The following is an 18,741-nucleotide window of genomic DNA, read 5'->3' as shown; positions in this document are numbered from 1 at the left end:
GGGCGGCCGGTGCGAGTACCCAAACAACGGGGGCACCGTCGCCCCTCCCCGGAGGTGACGCGCATGACGGCAGCCACGGCCAGGCACGAGACCCGCGCGCTCCTGCGCGCCCATCTGGCGGCCGCCTCCGCCTACCGCCACCTCACCCGGCGCTGCGCCGTCTGCCACCGCCTCGCCCAGTACGCCGCCCTCGGCGAGCAGCCCCCGCAGGCGCCCCCGCCGACCAGACACAGAGACCGGCCCGACCGGGTCGTTCCCGAGGACGCCGACCGCTCCTGACGGGCCGTCGGAACCGCCATCCCGGTGTGATGCGAGTCACGGAACTCTTTCGGAAAACCGCTTCGCTTATGCCACTCCTACACCCGCCCCATTTAATACGTGCAATTGCACCGACTTGCGAGCCCGTGCCGGCACACAAAAAAAGACCGCGCCGGACCCGGCGGAGTCCAGCGCGATCGATGACGTCAGCCCGTTGGGGCGGGCGGCCGTCAGTGGAGCATGGGGTGGGCGTACCGGGTTGGGGGGCCCGGAAAAGCCCGGTTCACAGGGGTGTTCAGGCCTCGCTGCGCTGCTGCGGGATCCCCGCGAGCAACGCGCGGACCTCTGCCTCGCGGTACCGGCGGTGCCCACCCAGCGTGCGGATGGACGTGAGCTTGCCGGCCTTCGCCCAGCGGGTCACCGTCTTCGGGTCCACGCGGAACATCGTGGCAACCTCAGCGGGGGTCAGCAGCGGCTCAGCATCAGGGGTGCGAGCGGTCATGAGCGGCCTCCTCGGGAGAACCGACGATCTCGGTTCTTTCCTCTAAATTCTGCACCTTGACCCGCGTTGCCCGAAATGGCGGACGCGGGCCGAGTCGGTTATAGGACGAACGGCTTGTCCTCGGCACTACAACTACACCATCTGTCCAGCCACCTTCGGCCAAACCGATGGAATTGCCCTCTCAGGTGTCCATCAGCGGCGGAAGCCGATGGACCATGCCATAGCGGACAGTCACGTCACAGTGACGATCAGTCACAGAGCGATCAGGAGCCACCAGACCCCCCATAGCGTGCAATGCTGAGCCTTCCACCCATAGCTGGACGGAAGGAGCCCTCCCCGGACTCCTTGTCCTATTTTGGCATGAGGTTGGGCAATGAGCGCAAGAGCCGCGGTTAGTGCGATCCATCACCCTTGAGGCAAAGGCCCGGTTCGGGACTCAAGCCCTTCAACCTCTGACGTCACACAAGACTCATGTGCAACAGCCTCCGGCGCAACAGGCCCAACTGGGGAATTTTCCGTTCAGTTGGCGAACTGCCGGTCCCGTACCGCGCGCCACCGCTCCGCGAGCCGCCCGTAGGCCACCTCCGCGCCCGCGCCGTCGCCGTCCCGGAGCGCGGCGATGCCCGCGGCGATGTCCGCCACGGACCGGTCCCCGGCGAGCAGTTCCGCCGGCAGGGCGTGCACCAGGCCCCCGTAGTCCAGTTCCACCAGCGAACGCGGGTGGAACTCCTCCAGCCACCGCCCCACGTCGACCAGGCCCTCGGTCAGCGGCCCCTCGCCGATCGACTCACGCAGCGTCCGCAGCGTCCGCGCCACCCGCCGCCGCGCCTCCACCATCGGCGTCCGGTACCGCAGCAGCGGCGCCTCCCCGGCCCCGCCCGGCACGTACTCGCGCTCCTCGTCCGCGAAGAGCACGAACCACCGCACGGGCACCTGCCACACCGCGCTCCTGATCCACGGCCGCGCGTCCGGGTGCCGCTCCCGCCACCGCTCGTGGTCCGCCTCCGCCTGCCCCCGCACCACCGGCGGCAGCGCCGCGTCCAGCACGGGCCCCGGCAGCAGCTCCGGCAGCTCCTCCAGGGCCAGCCAGGCGCGCAGCCGCGTGCGCCACGGGCAGACGCACACCGCGCCGCCCGCCTCCGCCACGAACGCGTCGCCGCTCTCGTGCACCGGCACCGGCACCGGCGGCGTCGGCACCAGGTCGGCGAGGGCGCGCCGCAACTCGTCCTGCGCCGTGGGCGCCCCGCCGCGCAGGGCCCGCTCCGCGTAGCGGGCCCAGTGCCCGCGCTCGGGCTCCGGGAAGGCGGCCAGGGGCTCGTACACCCGCAGGTAGGAGGCGTACGGGACGAGGACCGAGGAGACAGCCGGCATGCGGGAATCCTTCCACGCGCCCACCCCCCGAGGGGGTGATCCTGCGCACGGCGTCGGCCCTACGGCCAGGTAGGACTTACCCTCTTGCCGAACAGGTCCCTCCCCACCCCTAGGAGGGCCCGACATCGCCGCTTCGTACTTGGGAGTCACCACCGTGACCGATGTGACCGACGGCGTCCTGCACACCCTGTTCCGCTCGGAGCAGGGGGGCCACGAGCAAGTCGTGCTGTGCCAGGACCGCGCCTCCGGCCTCAAGGCCGTCATCGCCATCCACTCGACCGCCCTGGGCCCGGCCCTCGGCGGCACCCGCTTCTACCCGTACGCCTCCGAGGAAGAAGCCGTCCTGGACGCGCTGAACCTGTCGCGGGGGATGTCGTACAAGAACGCCCTGGCCGGCCTGGAGCACGGCGGCGGCAAGGCCGTGATCATCGGTGACCCGGAGCTCGTCAAGACCGAGGAACTGCTGCTGGCCTACGGCCGGATGGTGGCCTCCCTCGGCGGCCGGTACGTCACGGCCTGCGACGTCGGCACGTACGTGGCGGACATGGACGTCGTCGCCCGCGAGTGCCGCTGGACCACCGGCCGCTCCCCCGAGCACGGCGGCGCCGGCGACTCGTCGGTCCTCACCGCGTTCGGCGTCTTCCAGGGCATGCGCGCCTCCGCCCAGCACCTGTGGGGCGACCCGACGCTGCGCGGCCGGACGGTCGGCGTCGCGGGTGTCGGCAAGGTCGGCCACCACCTGGTCGAGCACCTGGTGGGGGACGGCGCCGAGGTCGTCGTCACGGACGTGCGGGAGGAGTCGGTGCGCCGCGTCACCGACAGGTTCCCGCAGGTCCGGGTGGCCGCCGACACGGACGCCCTGATCCGCACCGAGGGCCTGGACGTCTACGCGCCGTGTGCGCTCGGCGGCGCCCTCGACGACGACACCGTGCCCGTCCTGACGGCGAAGGTCGTGTGCGGCGCGGCCAACAACCAACTCGCCCACCCGGGCGTCGAGAAGGACCTCGCGGAGCGCGGGATCCTCTACGCGCCCGACTACGTCGTCAACGCGGGCGGCGTGATCCAGGTCGCCGACGAGCTCCACGGCTTCGACTTCGACCGGTGCAAGGCGAAGGCGACGAAGATCTTCGACACGACGCTGGCGATCTTCGCACGTGCGAAGGAGGACGGTATTCCGCCGGCCGCGGCGGCCGACCGGATCGCCGAGCAGCGGATGGCCGACGCCCGCCGCGGCTGACGCCGCACGGAGCGTTTCCGGTCACGGAGCGTACGTTCGCCGGGGGGCGCCCTTGACAGGGCACCCGGCGGACGGCGCCGCCCGTGCCCACAGGCACCTTCCGGGCACGCTCCGCATTGGTGTGTTCGTACAGAGGTGCGTTCGCTGTCAGAGAGAGATGGCTCACGCCGGTCGGCGGGTCGACCTTGAGAAGAGGTTAAAATCGCAGCTGACCAGCGAGGACGGGGCGCCTCGCGGGTCCGGCTCCGAGGCGCGTCATGCGGGCGGCGTACCGCATGGCCGCGGAAGCAGGTACCGTTGAAGCCCACGGGCCGGTCTCTCCACGGAGAGTCCGTCCCACATCATGAACGCGTGTCAAGACTCTGGGGCCGTCGAGCCCCGTCACCGAGGGGGTCGAGCCATGGGGCGCGGCCGGGCCAAGGCCAAGCAGACGAAGGTCGCCCGCCAGCTGAAGTACAACAGCGGTGGGACAGACCTCGCACGGCTGGCCAGCGAGCTGGGCGCATCGACTTCGAGTCAGCCTCCGAACGGAGAGCCGTTCGAGGACGACGACGAGGAAGACGACCCGTACGCCCGCTACGCGGAGCTGTACAACGACGACGATGACGAGGACGAGGAGTCCGGTTCGTCATCCCGTCGCCGCGGCGCTTGACGCCCGCACTTCTTCCAACCCGGTCCGGGGCCCCGCCCCGGACCGGGTTCTGTGCTGTTCAGCTCGCGTAGTCACCCGTGAGGGCGGCGCCGGTCGGGTGATCCCCGCGCTCGGTGATCTCGCCCGCGACCCAGGCGTCGACGCCCCGGTCCGCGAGCGTCGCCAGCGCGACGTCCACCGAATCGGCGGGGACGACGGCCATCATGCCGACCCCCATGTTCAGGGTCTTCTCCAGCTCCAGCCGCTCCACCCGGCCGGCCCTGCCGACCAGGTCGAAGATCGCGCCGGGCGTCCACGTCGACCGGTCGACCGTGGCGTGCAGGTGGTCCGGGACGACCCGCGCCAGGTTGGCGGCGAGGCCGCCGCCGGTGATGTGGCTGAAGGCGTGCACGTCGGTGGTCCGGGTGAGCGCCAGGCAGTCCAGCGAGTAGATCTTGGTGGGCTCCAGCAGTTCCTCGCCGAGGGTCCGGCCGAGCTCGTCGACCTGCTGCTCCAGCTCCATGCCGGCCCGGTCGAACAGCACGTGGCGAACGAGTGAGTACCCGTTGGAGTGAAGGCCCGACGACGCCATCGCGACGACCGCGTCACCCGTGCGGATGCGATCGGCGCCCAGCAGGCGGTCCGCCTCCACGACGCCCGTGCCGGCGCCGGCGACGTCGAAGTCGTCCGGGCCGAGGAGGCCGGGGTGCTCGGCGGTCTCGCCGCCGACGAGGGCGCAGCCGGCGAGGACGCAGCCCTCGGCGATGCCCTTGACGATGCCGGCGACCCGCTCGGGGTGGACCTTGCCGACGCAGATGTAGTCGGTCATGAACAGCGGCTCGGCGCCGCACACCACGATGTCGTCCATGACCATGGCGACCAGGTCGTGTCCGATCGTGTCGTACACGCCCATGCGGCGGGCGACGTCGACCTTCGTGCCGACGCCGTCGGTGGCGGAGGCGAGGAGCGGACGCTCGTAGCGCTTGAGGGCGGAGGCGTCGAAGAGTCCGGCGAAACCGCCGAGGCCGCCGAGGACCTCGGGGCGCTGGGTCTTCTTCACCCACTCCTTCATCAGCTCGACGGCGCGGTCGCCCGCCTCGATGTCGACGCCCGCGGCGGCGTAGCTGGCGCCGCCTGTGGCACTGGTGGCCTGAGACATGGCTACGGAACTTTCGTGTCGTACAGCGAGGGTTTCGGGGGTGCCTACGGGCGGCGGAGCGCGTCGGTGGCGGCCGTGGCGGCGGGGCCCGCGGCCAGTTCCGTCTCCAGGAGCTGCTTGCCGAGCAGCTCGGGGTCGGGGAGCTCCATGGGGTACTCGCCGTCGAAGCAGGCGCGGCAGAGGTTCGGCTTGGCGATCGCGGTCGCCTCGACCATGCCGTCGAGGGAGATGTACGCCAGCGAATCGGCGCCGAGGGACTTGCCGATCTCGTCGACCGACATGCCGTTGGCGATCAGCTCGGCGCGGGTGGCGAAGTCGATGCCGAAGAAGCACGGCCACTTCACGGGCGGCGAGGAGATCCGGATGTGGACCTCGGCGGCGCCGGCCTCGCGGAGCATCCGGACGAGCGCGCGCTGCGTGTTGCCCCGGACGATCGAGTCGTCGACGACGACCAGGCGCTTGCCCTTGATGACTTCCTTGAGGGGGTTCAGCTTGAGGCGGATGCCGAGCTGGCGGATGGTCTGGGACGGCTGGATGAAGGTCCGCCCGACGTACGCGTTCTTGACCAGGCCCGCGCCGAACGGGATGCCGCTCGCCTCCGCGTAGCCGATGGCGGCGGGGGTGCCGGACTCGGGCGTCGCTATGACGAGGTCGGCGTCGGCGGGGGCTTCCGCGGCGAGCTTCCGACCCATCTCCACGCGGGAGAGGTAGACGTTCCGGCCGGCGATGTCCGTGTCGGGACGGGCCAGGTAGACGTACTCGAAGACACAGCCCTTGGGCTTCGCTTCCGCGAATCGAGACGTTCGCAGGCCGTTCTCGTCGATGGCGATGAGCTCGCCCGGCTCGATCTCGCGGACGAAGCTGGCGCCGACGATGTCGAGGGCGGCGGTCTCCGAGGCGGCGACCCAGCCGCGCTCCAGCCGGCCGAGGACCAGCGGGCGGATGCCCTGCGGGTCGCGGGCGGCGTATAGCGTGTTCTCGTCCATGAAGACGAGGGAGAAGGCACCCCGGACCTCCGGCAGCACCTTGGCGGCGGCCTGCTCGACGGTCAGCGGCTTGCCGTCCTCGTCGGTCTGGCCGGCGAGGAGCGCCGTGACGAGGTCGGTGTCGTTGGTGGCGGCGACCTGGGTGGCCCGGCCGTCCTTCTTGGGGAGGTCGGCGACCATCTCGGCGAGCTGCGCCGTGTTGACGAGGTTGCCGTTGTGGCCGAGGGCGATGGAGCCGTTGGCCGTGGCCCGGAACGTCGGCTGGGCGTTCTCCCAGACGGACGCGCCGGTGGTCGAGTAGCGGGCGTGACCGACCGCGATGTGACCCTGGAGGGAGCTGAGGGAGGTCTCGTCGAAGACCTGGGAGACGAGGCCCATGTCCTTGAAGACGAGGATCTGGGAGCCGTTGCTGACCGCTATTCCCGCGGATTCCTGACCCCGGTGTTGGAGGGCGTAGAGCCCGAAGTACGTGAGCTTTGCGACCTCTTCACCCGGCGCCCAGACACCGAAGACGCCACAAGCGTCCTGGGGGCCCTTCTCGCCGGGAAGCAGATCGTGATTGAGTCGACCGTCACCACGTGGCACGCCACCGAGTGTAGGCGAGATCGACCACTGGTCCGAATTGGGGACGGGCCCGCCCGCAGGGGCCCCCGCCGGGAAGGGCCCCCTGCCCAGACGCCCTTTCCCCGCCCGCGGGGACCCTTTCGCGCCACGTCCGGTGTGACGGACCTCGCACCCCTACCCGGCCGTGACGCGGGCGCCGAACCCGGAACCGTCCTGCGCGGTGACCGTCAGTGTGCGCTGTTGGATCCGGTACGTCACCGGACCGCTGCTCAGCGTCCCGTACAGCTTCTGCTCCAGCTCGTTCTGGGGCGCGGCGCACATGCGGCGGGTGAGGGCGATGCGGCCGAACGTCAGCTTGTCGCCGTCCGCCTTCACGACGGCGGTGAAGGTGTTGCAGCCGAGGTTGCCGCGGACGGTGCGGTCGATGCCGATCGTGAGGTGCGGCTTACCGGTGGCTCCGGCGGGCAGGGAGGTGGCGGTCCGCCCTTCGAGGAGCGTGTCGACGTTCCACTCGGTGCCCTCCAGGGGCGCGTCGAGCCGTTCGGACAGGGCGATGGCGTTCCCGTCGGGGGCGGTGAGGGTGAGGCGGTCGCCGCCGTCGTGGAGGCGGGCGGTGAGCCTGCCGGCGAACACCTCGCGGAAGTCGCTCGCGAAGGCGTTGACGGCGTCACCGCAGCCCTTGAGGGTCGAGGGGAGCTGTTTCGCGGTGATGGTGTCGCCGTCGATGGTGAGGTCGGCGCCGAAGCCGTTGCAGTCGGGGTTTCCGCGCACCTTGGCGTCCGGCGTGAACTCGACGTACATCGTGGGGCTGGGGGCGGCCTTCTCGGCGCCGTCGAGGGTGAGGCCGTCGATGGTCCAGTAGGTCCCCGCGAGGGGGATGTCGGGGCGGTCCCCGGCGCCCTGGCCGGGATCGGAGCCGCCGGAACCGCCGGAGCAGCCGGCGAGCGCGGCGGTCGCGGCGAGGACGGGAAGCAGGCACGTGGTGATCCGCATGCCGCTCTGACGGACCGTGCGCCGGTCCGGTTCCCTCCCCGCGCCACCGGTACGGGGGACGGGGCCCAGGGGTACGGGGGCGGGGAGCCGGGGTGGGAGTACGGGGCGGGGGGTGCGGGGCGCGGGGCGCGGGATCGGTCCAGGGCGGGGAGCCACACGGTCTCCGAGCCGTGGGCGTGCAGGCGCGCCCCGTGCGGGGTCAGCCCAGGACGGGGAGCCACGGCGCCAGGTCGGCGCGCTCGCCGCTGGCCTGGAGGCGGGCTTCCGACAACGCGTCCCGCCAGGCCGTCCGCCCCGTCGCCAGGCGGGTCCACGTCAGCGGGTCGGTCTCGACGACGTTCGGCGGCGTCCCGCGCGTGTGCCGGGGACCCTCCACGCACTGCACCACCGCGTACGGCGGCACCCGCAACTCCACCGACCCGCCCGGCGCCTTCAGCGCCAGCGCGTCCGCCAGCACGCGCGTGCAGGTCGCGAGGGCCTGCCGGTCGTGCGGCACGGCCAACCCCGTCGCCGCGTTCAGGTCGTCGGTGTGCGCGGTCAGCTCCACCGTCCGCGTCACCAGGAAGTCGCCCAGCGGCATCCCGCCGAACCGCGTCACGATCAGCCGCTCGTCCGGCGCCGCCGCCAGCGCCCCGGCCAGCTCGTCCGCCGTACGCGCGTACAGCTCCGCCAGCCCGCCCGCCCCGTCGGCCCATTCGGCCAGTTCACGGGTGTCCTCGTCCACCGCGCCCGCGAACCCCCGCGTCGCCGCGGGCCAGTCGAGCAGCCCCACGTCCCGTACGGCGGGCTCCGGCGCGGCCACGCCCCGCACGACGGACCGGAGCACCAGCGCGAGGTGCGCGGCCAGTTCCCGTACCGTCCACTCCCCCAGCCGCGTCGGCAGCGCCAACTGCTCCGGCGTCAGCCGCTCGACGCCCTCCCGCACGTGCGCGAACTGCGCGGTCACCGCCGCGCGGGTCTTCGCGGAGTCGTACCTGCGGGCGCGCTTCCTCGGCTGTGGCATGCCCCGAGGCTACCGCCGGCCCGTCGGGTCGGGAGCGCGGCGCCGCCCACGCCTTCGGGCCCACGGCGCCGTCGGCCCCCGGGCCCTTGGCGCACTGGAGGGCGAGGACGGCGTCCTCGGTGGCCGTGCCGAAGCCGCCGTTCCCGCACCGGGACCGCCGCCGGCGGACAGGGCCGGGTGCACGCGGCCCGTCCCACCGCTGCCGAGCACGCCGAGCGGGTCGTACGGGCCGATCCGCGCCGGGTCGGACGGCCGCAGCGGCGCGGCCCCCGCGTCCCGCGGCGCGGCCTCGCGGGAAGACGGGAACGAAGACGCCGGAGACACCGAAGACGCCGGAGACGCCGGAGACGCCGGAGACACCGGAGACGCCGGGAACACGGAGAAAGACGAAGAAGACGGTGACGGCCGCTGGTCCGACACCCGATTCCCCCGAGGACGCCTTGCCCGTGTGCCGGTCCTGTGAGGCCGTCGCGACGGCACGGAGGGCCGGCCCGCGGCGTCAACCGCGGGCCGGCCCTCCGTCCGTGGGTCCGGGCACCGGAGGTCTCAGGCCAGCAGGCCCGGGATCGTCGCCTCGTACGCCTCGCGCAGCTCCGCCAGCGGGATGCTGAACTCGCCCTGCACGTCGACCGCGTCGCCGTCCACGACGCCGATGCGCGTCGCGGGCAGCCCGCGCGCACCGCACATGTCGGTGAAGCGGAGCTCCTCGCTGCGCGGCACGGCCACGACGGCGCGGCCCGCCGACTCGCTGAACAGGAACGTGAACGCGTCCAGACCGTCCGGGACGATCAGCCGCGCGCCGTTCCCGCCGCGCAGGCAGGACTCGACGACCGCCTGGACGAGACCGCCGTCGGACAGGTCGTGCGCCGCGTCGACCATGCCGTCGCGGGAGGCGGCGATGAGGATCTCGCCGAGCAGCCGCTCCCGGCCCAGGTCGACCTTGGGCGGCAGGCCGCCGAGGTGGTCATGGACGACCTGGGACCAGGCCGAGCCGCCGAACTCCTCGCGCGTGTCGCCCAGCAGGTAGAGGAGCTGGCCCTCTTCCGCGAAGGCGATCGGCGTGCGCCGCGTCACGTCGTCGATCACGCCGAGGACGGCGACGACCGGCGTCGGGTGGATGGCGACGTCCCCGGTCTGGTTGTACAGCGAGACGTTGCCGCCGGTGACGGGCGTGCCCAGCTCCAGGCAGCCGTCCGCGAGGCCGCGCGTGGCCTCCGCGAACTGCCACATCACGGCCGGGTCCTCGGGCGAGCCGAAGTTCAGGCAGTTCGAGATCGCCAGCGGCTTGGCGCCGGACGCGGCCACGTTGCGGTACGACTCCGCCAGCGCGAGCTGCGCGCCCGCGTACGGGTCGAGCTTCGCGTACCGGCCGTTGCCGTCCGTGGCGATGGCGACGCCGAGGTTGGTCTCCTCGTCGATGCGGACCATGCCCGCGTCCTCGGGCTGGGCGAGGACCGTGTTGCCCTGCACGAAACGGTCGTACTGGTCCGTCACCCACGCCTTGGACGCCTGGTTCGGCGAGGCGACGAGCTTCAGGACCTGCTCGCGCAGCTCCTGGGCCGAGGCCGGCCGGGGCAGCTTGGCGGGGTCGTCGGCCTGGAGGGCGTCCTGCCACTCGGGGCGCTCGTACGGCCGGTGGTACGTCGGGCCCTCGTGGGCGACGGACCGCGGCGGCACGTCGACGATCTGCTCGCCGTGCCAGAAGATCTCCAGGCGCTCGCCGTCGGTCACCTCACCGATGACGGTGGCGATGACGTCCCACTTCTCGCAGATCTCCAGGAAGCGGTCGACCTTGCCGGGCTCGACGATCGCGCACATGCGCTCCTGCGACTCGCTCATGAGGATCTCCTCCGGCGAGAGCGTCGCGTCGCGCAGCGGGACCGCGTCCAGCTCGACGCGCATGCCGCCGGAGCCGGCGGACGCCAGCTCGGAGGTGGCGCAGGACAGGCCGGCGCCGCCGAGGTCCTGGATGCCCACGACGAGCTTCTCCCGGAAGACCTCCAGCGTGCACTCGATGAGGAGCTTCTCCTGGAACGGGTCGCCGACCTGGACGGCCGGGCGCTTGGTCGGCTTCGTGTCGTCGAACGTCTCGGACGCGAGGACCGAGACGCCGCCGATGCCGTCGCCGCCGGTCCGGGCGCCGTACAGGATGACCTTGTTGCCGGCGCCGGACGCCTTGGCGAGGTGGATGTCCTCGTGCTTCATCACGCCGATGCAGCCGGCGTTGACCAGCGGGTTGCCCTGGTAGCAGGCGTCGAAGACGACCTCGCCGCCGATGTTGGGCAGGCCCAGGCAGTTGCCGTAGCCGCCGATGCCGGCGACGACACCGGGCAGGACGCGCTTGGTGTCGGGGTGGTCGGCGGCGCCGAACCGCAGCGGGTCGACGACGGCGACCGGGCGGGCGCCCATCGCGAGGATGTCGCGGACGATGCCGCCGACGCCCGTGGCCGCGCCCTGGTAGGGCTCGATGTACGAGGGGTGGTTGTGCGACTCCACCTTGAAGGTGACCGCGTACCCCTGGCCGACGTCGACGACGCCCGCGTTCTCGCCGATGCCGACGAGCATCGCGTCCGAGTCGGGCTTCTTCTCGCTGAACTGCTTCAGGTGGACCTTGCTGCTCTTGTACGAGCAGTGCTCGGACCACATGACCGAGTACATGGCCAGCTCGGCGCCGGTCGGGCGGCGGCCGAGGATCTCGCGGATGCGCTCGTACTCGTCCTGCTTGAGGCCGAGCTCGGCCCACGGCTGCTCGACGTCGGGCGTCTCGGTGGCGTGCTTGACGGTGTCGAGGCTCATCAGGCGTTGACCAGCTTCTTGAGGATCGAGGTGAAGAAACCGAGCCCGTCCGTGCGGCCCGTGCCCACGAGCGGCTCCACGGCGTGCTCCGGGTGGGGCATGAGGCCGACGACGTTGCCCGCGGCGTTGGTGACGCCCGCGATGTCGCGCAGCGAGCCGTTGGGGTTCCCGTCCAGGTAGCGGAACGCGACCCGGCCCTCGGCCTCCAGCTCGTCGAGCGTGCGCGCGTCGGCGACGTACCGGCCGTCCATGTTCTTCAGCGGTACGGAGATCTCCTGGCCCTGCTCGTAGTCGGCGGTCCAGGCGGTGTCGGCGTTCTCCACCCGCAGCTTCTGGTCGCGGCAGACGAAGTGCAGGTGGTCGTTGCGCAGCATGGCGCCGGGCAGCAGGTGCGCCTCGGTCAGGACCTGGAAGCCGTTGCAGATGCCGAGGACGGGCATGCCGGCCCTGGCCTGCTCGATGATCGTCTCCATGACCGGCGAGAACCGGGAGATCGCCCCGGCCCGCAGGTAGTCGCCGTAGCTGAAGCCGCCCGCGAGGACGACCGCGTCCACCTGCTTGAGGTCCTTGTCGCGGTGCCAGAGCGGGACCGGCTCGGCGCCGGCCAGCCGGGCGGCGCGCAGGGCGTCCTGGTCGTCGAGCGTTCCGGGGAAGGTGACGACTCCGATGCGGGACGTCACGCCTCCTCCACCTTGACGACGAAGTCCTCGATGACGGTGTTGGCGAGGAAGGTTTCGGCCATCTCGTGGATGCGGGCGAGGGCGGCGTCGTCGACCGGGCCCTCCACATCCAGCTCGAAGCGCTTCCCCTGACGGACGTCCGCGATCCCCTCGAAACCGAGACGGGGCAGTGCGCGCTGCACCGCCTGTCCCTGCGGGTCGAGGATCTCCGGCTTGAGCATGACGTCGACTACGACGCGTGCCACTGGCACTCCCGGTGGTGTGTTGCGTGGGCGGTTCCCTCAGCGTACCTGCCTACAAATTCTACGCGAGTAGATTTCCGGAGGATCCCACAAACGCATGAAGTGATCATGGGCCGGAGAGGCGAAGGGGCGGCCCGGAAGACGCCCGAAGACCCCGGAAGGGGTGCGGGGAAGCGCACCGGAGCACCTCGGAGGCCCGGCGTCGAGAAGCACTCGGAAAAATCCCGGAAAAGAATCTCGGTACGGCGATAGCGTACGGACACGCGGGCGCAATTGCCGGGTCTTCCCAGTGCGGCACTCCGGGCTGTACAAAGGAATACACCCATGAGAATCCGGTATCGCCGCACGTCACGCGTGTGACAGAACACACCCTGAACGGCGGCTTACCACGGGAAAGGACCGATATCCGTGGCGCAGCGCGTAGTAGTCACGCTCACCGACGACATCGAGGGCGGAGAAGCGGCGGAAACGGTCAGGTTCGGCCTCGACGGTAAGTGGTACGAGATCGACCTCAGCGAAACCAATGCAGAGAAACTGCGCAAGGCTCTCGCCCCGTACATGGAGGCCGGCCGAAAGAAGTCCGGCACGGAGAAGCCCCGCAAGGCGTTCCGGCACACCGCCGTCGACCCCGACCCGGCGGCCGTACGGGCCTGGGCGCAGTCCAACCGGATGGAGGTGCCCGCGCGCGGCCGCATCCCGAAGCGGATCTACGAAGCCTTCCACGAGGCCAACTGACCCCGCACCGCCCGGGGCGGGGTCCGTGTCCCGGGGCGGGTGCCGCCGCGGGCCGGGCCGGCGGGGCACTGGGCCGGCGCGGCACCGCGCCCCGGGACACCGAGTTGCGCGGCACCCCCCTTGATCGGCTAGAGTCTGGAGCACGCCGAGGGGCGAGGCCGGAAAGCCGAGCGCCTCACGGAGCGTGCGGGTGTAGTTCAGTAGCAGAACATCCCCCTTCCAGGGGGAAGGCGCAGTGTGCAATTCCTGTCACCCGCTCCACATCACGTACCGACCACTCCGGTGGATCAGGTACAGTGGTGTTCGCACCGCCCGGTGAAAGCCGGTCGGGAGCAATGCGGACGTGGCTCAGTTGGTAGAGCATCACCTTGCCAAGGTGAGGGTCGCGAGTTCGAATCTCGTCGTCCGCTCGTGAGCGAAGGCCCCGGTCATCAGACCGGGGCCTTCGACGTTCGCCCTGTCGTTTGCCCTCCGGGCCCTCATGACATTTGTCATCGCCGGCCGCTGACAGCGCGTACTGCCGGGCGCCCCGCCCCGCCCCGACGCTGGAGCCATGACCAGCGACGACCACCACACGGACCGCGCGCGCCCCGCGCACGGCCACGCGATCGAGGCCGCGGAACTGCGGCGCCGGTACACCGGGGGCTTCGAGGCCGTGAGCGGCGTCACCTTCGCCGTCCCGTACGGCGAGGTCTTCGCCCTCCTCGGCACCAACGGCGCCGGCAAGACCTCCACCGTCGAGCTCCTCGAAGGGCTCGCCCCCGCGAGCGGGGGCCGCGTCCGCGTCCTCGGCCACGACCCGTACCGGGAACGCGCCGCCGTCCGGCCGCGCATCGGCGTGATGCTCCAGGAAGGCGGCTTCCCCTCCGACCTGACCGTCGCCGAGACCGTCCGCATGTGGGCCGGCTGCACCAGCGGCGCCCGCCCCACCGGCGAGGCCCTCGACATGGTCGGCCTCGCCGCCCGCGCGCGCGTCCGCGTCAAGCAGCTGTCCGGCGGCGAACGGCGCCGCCTCGACCTGGCCCTCGCCCTGCTCGGGCGGCCCGAGGTGCTGTTCCTCGACGAGCCGACCACCGGACTCGACGCCGAGGGCCGCCGCGACACGTGGCACCTCGTCCGGGACCTCCGCGACACCGGCACCACCGTGCTGCTCACCACGCACTACCTGGAGGAGGCCGAAGCCCTCGCCGACCGGCTGGCGATCATGCACGGCGGGCGGATCGTCGCCTCCGGCACCCCCGCCGAGGTCACCGCCTCCCGGCCCGCCCGCATCCGCTTCGAGCTGCCCGCCGGGGTGTCCGCCGCGCGGCTGCCGCTCTCCCTGCGCGCCGCGCGGTACGGGGGGCGGCGCGTCGAGATCCGCACGCACGACCTCCAGTCCGCGCTGACCGAGCTGCTCCGGTGGGCGGACGAGCGGGGCGTACGGCTCGAAGCGCTCGACGCGCGGTCCGCGTCCCTGGAGGAGGCGTTCCTGGAGATCGCCCGCTCCGGTGCCGCCACCGAGCCGGCGGGGGTGTGACATGGCGTCCGCGACCACCCCGCACCGGCCCGACTCCGGTCCTGGCCCCGACCCCGGCCCCGACCACGACCGCGGCACCGGTCCCGGCCCCGACCGCGACACCGGCCCCGGCACCACGGCGACCGGACGGCTCGGCGCGCTCGCCCGCGCCGAACTGGTCCTCCTCGTCCGGAACCGGACCGCCCTCTTCGTCACCCTCCTCATGCCGCTGCTGATGATCGGCTCCATCCGCGCCGGCCTCGACGAAGTCGGTCTGGAGGGGACCGGGCTGACCCTGGTCGAGGCGGTCGTGACCGGCGGCCTCGGCATGGTCCTCGTCATCGTCGTCTACATGAACCTCGTCCCCGCCTACGTCGCCCGCCGCGAGGAGCTGGTGCTGAAGCGGCTGCGCACCGGGGAGGCGTCCGACGCGGAGATCCTCGCCGGGACGGCGCTGCCCTCGGTGGCGCTCACCCTCGCCCAGTGCGTGATCATGGTGGTGGCCTCGGTGGCGTTCCTCGGCGTACGGGCGCCACAGCGGCCCGAGCTGCTCGTCGCGGGCGTACTCGCCGGCATCGCGCTGCTCGGCGCGCTCGCCGCGTTCACGGCCGCGCTGACCAGGACCGTGGAGAGCGCGCAGCTGACGACCATGCCGCTGTTCCTCGTGTCGGCGCTCGGCTCCGGGCTGTTCGTCCCGCTGGAGGCGTTCCCGGAGCGTGTCGAGGCGGTGTGCGCGCTGCTGCCGGTGACCGGGGTCGTGACGCTCGTACGGGCCGGGTGGCTCGGCGGGGCCGACGCCGGGGAGCTCGTACGGGCCGCGACGACCACGCTGGCCTGGGCCGCGGTGGCGGTGTTTGCTGTGCGGCGGCGGTTCCGGTGGGAGCCGCGCCACTGATGGGGAGGAGGGCACGGGGCGCATGACCGGACTGACCGGCTGGTGGACCCGCAGGAGCAACGCGGAGAAGGTCGAGCTCTACACGCGGTGGACGTACCACGGGCTCGCCTGCGTGGCCGTCCTCATCGGCGGGCTGCCCGCGCTGGCCGCGACCGGGAACGTGGGGCCGGTCGGCGGGTGGCTGTTCCTCCTGGTGCTCCTCCACACCGTGCTCGTCGCCGTGCTGGCGGCGCGGGCGCTCAGCTGGCAGCTGGGCCGGCGCGGGCGCCCGAACCGGCTCGCCGCCGCCGTCGCCGTGCTCACCGCGGGCGGTTGCGTCACCGTGCTGGCGCTGCGGCGGGCGCTGCCGGACCTGGACCTCCAGATGTCGATGTACGTGGCGGCCGGGCTGGCCAGCTGGGGCGTCGGAGCGCTCGCCCTGTGCACGACGCGGGTGCGGCACGTGCTGGGGCTGACGGCGGTCGCGGTGACGGGGCTCCCGGCGATCGCGACGGTCATGGGCCTGCCGCTCACCGACACGGTCGCGTACGCGTTCTCGGCCGCGTTCGGCATCCTCGTCTTCGCCTTCACCAGCGGTTTCTCCGGATGGCTGCTGCGGGCCGTGTGGGAGCTGGACGCCGCCCACCGGCTCCAGGCGCGGCTGGCCGTCGCCGAGGAGCGGCTGCGGTTCGCCCGGGACCTCCACGACGTGATGGGGCGGAACCTCTCGGTCATCGCCCTCAAGAGCGAGCTCGCCGTGCAACTGGCCCGGCGCGGGTCGGCCGACCGGGCCGTCGACGAGATGGCGGAGGTCCAGCGGATCGCCCGCGAGTCCCAGCGGGAGGTGCGGGACGTGGTGCGCGGCTACCGCGAGGCCGACCTGCACACCGAACTGGAGGGCGCGCGCGGCGTCCTGGCCGCGGCGGGCATACGCTGCCGCATCGACGTCCGCGACACGGACACGGACCTGTCCGCCGCGGCGCAGTCGGCCCTGGCCTGGGTCGTCCGCGAGGCCACGACGAACGTCCTGCGCCACAGCGACGCCCGCCACTGCCGGGTGGCGGTCTCGGCACCGGCGGACGGGGGACAGGCGGTGCTGGTCATCGAGAACGACAGCGCGTACGGCGCCCCGCACGACGGCGGCGCGGGGGCGGCGCCGGGTGGTACGGGTGCGTCGAGCGGTACGGGGGCGGCGGCGGGCGGCGGAGGGGCGCCGGGCGGTACGGGCGTGCCGGGCGGCGGAAGGGCGGCCGGCGGTGCGGGAGCGCTGGGCGGCGCGGGGACGGCCGGGTCCGGGCTGGCCGGGCTCCGGGAGCGGCTCGTGGTGCTGGGCGGGGTGCTGGAGGCCGGGCCCGTGGACGGCGGCGGGCGGTTCCGGGTGACCGCGCGCGTGCCCCTCGGGGGCGAGGACCGCCGCCCCGCCGTGGGCGAACCGGCCGGGAGGGGGCTGTCGTGACCGTACGCGTCCTGCTCGCCGACGACGAGCACCTCATCCGGGGCGCGCTCGCCGCGCTCCTCGGGCTGGAGGACGACCTGGAGGTCGTCGCCGAGGCCGCGTCCGGCCCCGAGGCGATCGCCATGGCCCGCGCGCACCGCCCCGACGTGGCCGTGCTCGACCTCCAGATGCCGGGCGCCGACGGTGTGAGGGTCGCCACAGCCCTCCGGGCCGAACTCCCCGGCTGCCACACCATGATCGTGACCGGTCACGGCCGCCCCGGGCACCTCAAGCGGGCCCTCGCCGCCGGGGTGCGCGGCTTCGTTCCGAAGACCGTCAGCGCCCAGCGGCTCGCCGAGATCATTCGCGCCGTCCACGCCGGAAGCCGCTACGTGGACCCCGAGTTGGCGGCCGACGCCATCTCCGCGGGCGACTCGCCGCTGACCGCCCGCGAGGCCGAGGTGCTGGAACTGGCCGCCGACGGCGCCCCCGTGGCGGAGATCGCCCGGCGCGCGTCCCTCTCTCCCGGAACGGTCCGCAACTACCTCTCGTCCGCCGTCTCGAAGCTCGGCGCCGAGAACCGGCACACCGCGGTGCGTCTCGCGCGCGAGCGAGGTTGGGTATAGTAGGTCTCGCGCTACGGCGCAGGCGGACGTGGCTCAGTTGGTAGAGCATCACCTTGCCAAGGTGAGGGTCGCGAGTTCGAATCTCGTCGTCCGCTCGTGAGCGAAGGCCCCGGTCATCAGACCGGGGCCTTCGGCGTTCCCGAAGCGGGGTCGGGGCAGGGGCCGGTCACCGCGGGGCCGCCCCGGGCACGCGTCGCGTCGCGCGCCCGGGGCGGGCCCACCGGCCTGCCGGACCGGTCCCTACGACCAGGCCGTGCCCGTCAGCAGCTCGTACGCCTCGACGTACTTCGCGCGCGTGGCGTCGACGACCTCCTGCGGCAGCGGCGGGGGCGGCTGCTCGCCGTGCCGGTCCCAGCCGGACTCCGGGGACGTCAGCCAGTCCCGCACGTACTGCTTGTCGTACGACGGCTGCGCGCGTCCCGGCTGCCACTCGGCGGCCGGCCAGAACCGCGACGAGTCCGGGGTCAGCGCCTCGTCCGCGAGGAACAGCCCGCCCTTCTCGTCGTAGCCGAACTCGAGCTTCGTGTCCGCCAGGATGATCCCCCGGTCCCGCGCCACGTCCCGCGCGCGGCTGTACACGGCGAGCGTCGACTGGCGCAGCTGCGCGGCGGTCTCCGCGCCGACCTGGCGGGCGACCTCCTCGTACGAGACGTTCTCGTCGTGCTCGCCGACCTCGGCCTTCGTCGCGGGTGTGAAGATCGGAGCGGGAAGTTCCGAGCCGTCGGCGAGGCCCTCGGGGAGGGCGAGGCCGCAGACCGTGCGGTTCTCGTCGTACTCGACCAGTCCCGAGCCGGTGAGGTAGCCGCGGGCCACGCACTCGACCGGGATCATCCGCAGCCGCTTGCAGACCAGCGTGCGGCCCGCCCAGTCGTCGGGGGCGCCCTCGGGCACCTCGGTCGAGATCACGTGGTTGGGGATCAGGTCGGCGAGCTGGTCGAACCACCACAGGGAGAGCTGGGTGAGGACCCGCCCCTTGTCCGGGATCTCCGTGGGCAGCACCCAGTCGTACGCGGACATGCGGTCGCTGGCGACCATCACGAGGTCGCCCGCCTCGTTCTGGTACAGCTCGCGCACCTTCCCGGTGTGCAGATGCACCAGGCCCGGCACCTGAAGGGGCTCGGGCTTTTCTACGAATCCGGACACGGTTCCTC

18 protein-coding genes and 3 tRNA genes are annotated in these 18,741 nt (G+C 72.5%); 11 read left to right on the top strand and 10 right to left on the bottom strand.

Translation table 11 applies throughout. From position 1 onward, the window contains the following. Nucleotides 1-63: 63 nt before the first annotated feature. On the top strand, nt 64-279 hold the full coding sequence (locus tag RND61_RS19965; protein WP_315879369.1) for a DUF6274 family protein: 216 nt from the start codon (nt 64-66) through the stop codon (nt 277-279). 274 nt (nt 280-553) lie between these two features. On the opposite strand, the gene bldC is transcribed toward RND61_RS19965, so the two are convergent. Continuing rightward, nucleotides 554-760, bottom strand: coding sequence for a developmental transcriptional regulator BldC (gene bldC / locus RND61_RS19960; RefSeq protein WP_003949541.1), 207 nt, complete (start codon nt 758-760; stop codon nt 554-556). Nucleotides 761-1,279: 519 nt separating this feature from the next. Beyond that, on the bottom strand, nt 1,280-2,131 hold the full coding sequence (locus tag RND61_RS19955) for a hypothetical protein (RefSeq protein ID WP_315879368.1): 852 nt from the start codon (nt 2,129-2,131) through the stop codon (nt 1,280-1,282). A gap of 154 nt (nt 2,132-2,285) precedes the next feature. Between RND61_RS19955 and RND61_RS19950 the strand changes: the two genes are divergently transcribed. Together RND61_RS19950 and RND61_RS19945 are read left to right on the top strand one after the other, a co-directional pair. Next, the gene (locus tag RND61_RS19950; protein WP_315879367.1) at nt 2,286-3,368 is read left to right on the top strand and encodes a Leu/Phe/Val dehydrogenase; all 1,083 of its coding nucleotides are present in this window, start codon (nt 2,286-2,288) and stop codon (nt 3,366-3,368) included. A gap of 400 nt (nt 3,369-3,768) precedes the next feature. Further along, nucleotides 3,769-4,020, top strand: a complete 252-nt coding sequence (locus RND61_RS19945; protein ID WP_315879366.1) for a DUF3073 domain-containing protein — start codon at nt 3,769-3,771, stop codon at nt 4,018-4,020. A gap of 58 nt (nt 4,021-4,078) precedes the next feature. On the opposite strand, the gene purM is transcribed toward RND61_RS19945, so the two are convergent. From purM to purS, 7 genes are all read right to left on the bottom strand, one after another. Beyond that, nucleotides 4,079-5,158 carry a phosphoribosylformylglycinamidine cyclo-ligase gene (gene purM, locus RND61_RS19940; protein WP_315879365.1) on the bottom strand — a complete coding sequence of 360 codons (1,080 nt, stop codon included), beginning with the start codon at nt 5,156-5,158 and terminating at the stop codon, nt 4,079-4,081. 44 nt (nt 5,159-5,202) lie between these two features. After that, a complete protein-coding gene (gene purF, locus RND61_RS19935) occupies nt 5,203-6,729 on the bottom strand; it encodes an amidophosphoribosyltransferase (RefSeq protein ID WP_315879364.1) in 1,527 nt (508 codons plus the stop codon). A 153-nt stretch (nt 6,730-6,882) separates the two neighbouring features. Continuing rightward, complete coding sequence (locus tag RND61_RS19930) at nt 6,883-7,701, bottom strand: META domain-containing protein (protein WP_315879363.1); 819 nt, start codon at nt 7,699-7,701, stop codon at nt 6,883-6,885. Nucleotides 7,702-7,900: 199 nt separating this feature from the next. Next, nucleotides 7,901-8,704 (bottom strand): maleylpyruvate isomerase family mycothiol-dependent enzyme, encoded by an 804-nt coding sequence (locus RND61_RS19925; RefSeq protein WP_315879362.1) that lies wholly within the window; start codon nt 8,702-8,704, stop codon nt 7,901-7,903. A 546-nt stretch (nt 8,705-9,250) separates the two neighbouring features. After that, entirely contained in the window at nt 9,251-11,500 is a 2,250-nt protein-coding gene (gene purL / locus RND61_RS19920) for a phosphoribosylformylglycinamidine synthase subunit PurL (protein ID WP_315879361.1), read from the bottom strand. Continuing rightward, nucleotides 11,500-12,180 carry a phosphoribosylformylglycinamidine synthase subunit PurQ gene (gene purQ / locus RND61_RS19915; protein ID WP_315879360.1) on the bottom strand — a complete coding sequence of 227 codons (681 nt, stop codon included), beginning with the start codon at nt 12,178-12,180 and terminating at the stop codon, nt 11,500-11,502. Before purQ ends, purL begins: the two co-directional genes overlap by 1 nt. Further along, a complete protein-coding gene (gene purS, locus RND61_RS19910; protein ID WP_023587565.1) occupies nt 12,177-12,425 on the bottom strand; it encodes a phosphoribosylformylglycinamidine synthase subunit PurS in 249 nt (82 codons plus the stop codon). The genes purQ and purS overlap by 4 nt, the downstream gene beginning before the upstream one ends. Before the next feature lie 405 nt (nt 12,426-12,830). Here purS and RND61_RS19905 point away from each other — a divergent pair, with 405 nt between their 5' ends. From RND61_RS19905 to RND61_RS19870, 8 genes are all read left to right on the top strand, one after another. Then, the gene (locus RND61_RS19905) at nt 12,831-13,157 is read left to right on the top strand and encodes a histone-like nucleoid-structuring protein Lsr2 (RefSeq protein ID WP_315879359.1); all 327 of its coding nucleotides are present in this window, start codon (nt 12,831-12,833) and stop codon (nt 13,155-13,157) included. 186 nt (nt 13,158-13,343) lie between these two features. After that, nucleotides 13,344-13,418: transfer RNA gene (locus RND61_RS19900), tRNA-Gly, on the top strand. A gap of 76 nt (nt 13,419-13,494) precedes the next feature. Further along, nucleotides 13,495-13,567, top strand: a tRNA-Gly gene (locus RND61_RS19895). A 143-nt stretch (nt 13,568-13,710) separates the two neighbouring features. Further along, nucleotides 13,711-14,676, top strand: coding sequence for an ABC transporter ATP-binding protein (locus RND61_RS19890; protein WP_315879358.1), 966 nt, complete (start codon nt 13,711-13,713; stop codon nt 14,674-14,676). Nucleotide 14,677: 1 nt separating this feature from the next. Next, entirely contained in the window at nt 14,678-15,550 is an 873-nt protein-coding gene (locus RND61_RS19885; RefSeq protein WP_315879357.1) for an ABC transporter permease, read from the top strand. Between the two features lie 22 nt (nt 15,551-15,572). After that, complete coding sequence (locus RND61_RS19880) at nt 15,573-16,985, top strand: sensor histidine kinase (RefSeq protein ID WP_315879356.1); 1,413 nt, start codon at nt 15,573-15,575, stop codon at nt 16,983-16,985. Further along, nucleotides 16,982-17,590, top strand: coding sequence for a response regulator transcription factor (locus RND61_RS19875; RefSeq protein ID WP_315879355.1), 609 nt, complete (start codon nt 16,982-16,984; stop codon nt 17,588-17,590). The genes RND61_RS19880 and RND61_RS19875 overlap by 4 nt, the downstream gene beginning before the upstream one ends. 22 nt (nt 17,591-17,612) lie before the next feature. Next, a tRNA-Gly gene (locus RND61_RS19870) sits at nt 17,613-17,685 on the top strand. 145 nt (nt 17,686-17,830) lie between these two features. Here RND61_RS19870 and RND61_RS19865 read toward each other — a convergent pair. After that, the gene (locus tag RND61_RS19865) at nt 17,831-18,733 is read right to left on the bottom strand and encodes a phosphoribosylaminoimidazolesuccinocarboxamide synthase (RefSeq protein WP_315879354.1); all 903 of its coding nucleotides are present in this window, start codon (nt 18,731-18,733) and stop codon (nt 17,831-17,833) included. Between the last annotated feature and the right edge of the window lie 8 nt (nt 18,734-18,741).

It is taken from the genome of Streptomyces tamarix (genome assembly GCF_032423885.1).
In the GTDB taxonomy this organism is placed as follows: domain Bacteria; phylum Actinomycetota; class Actinomycetes; order Streptomycetales; family Streptomycetaceae; genus Streptomyces; species Streptomyces tamarix.
This window is presented reverse-complemented; position numbering and strand designations above follow the sequence as displayed.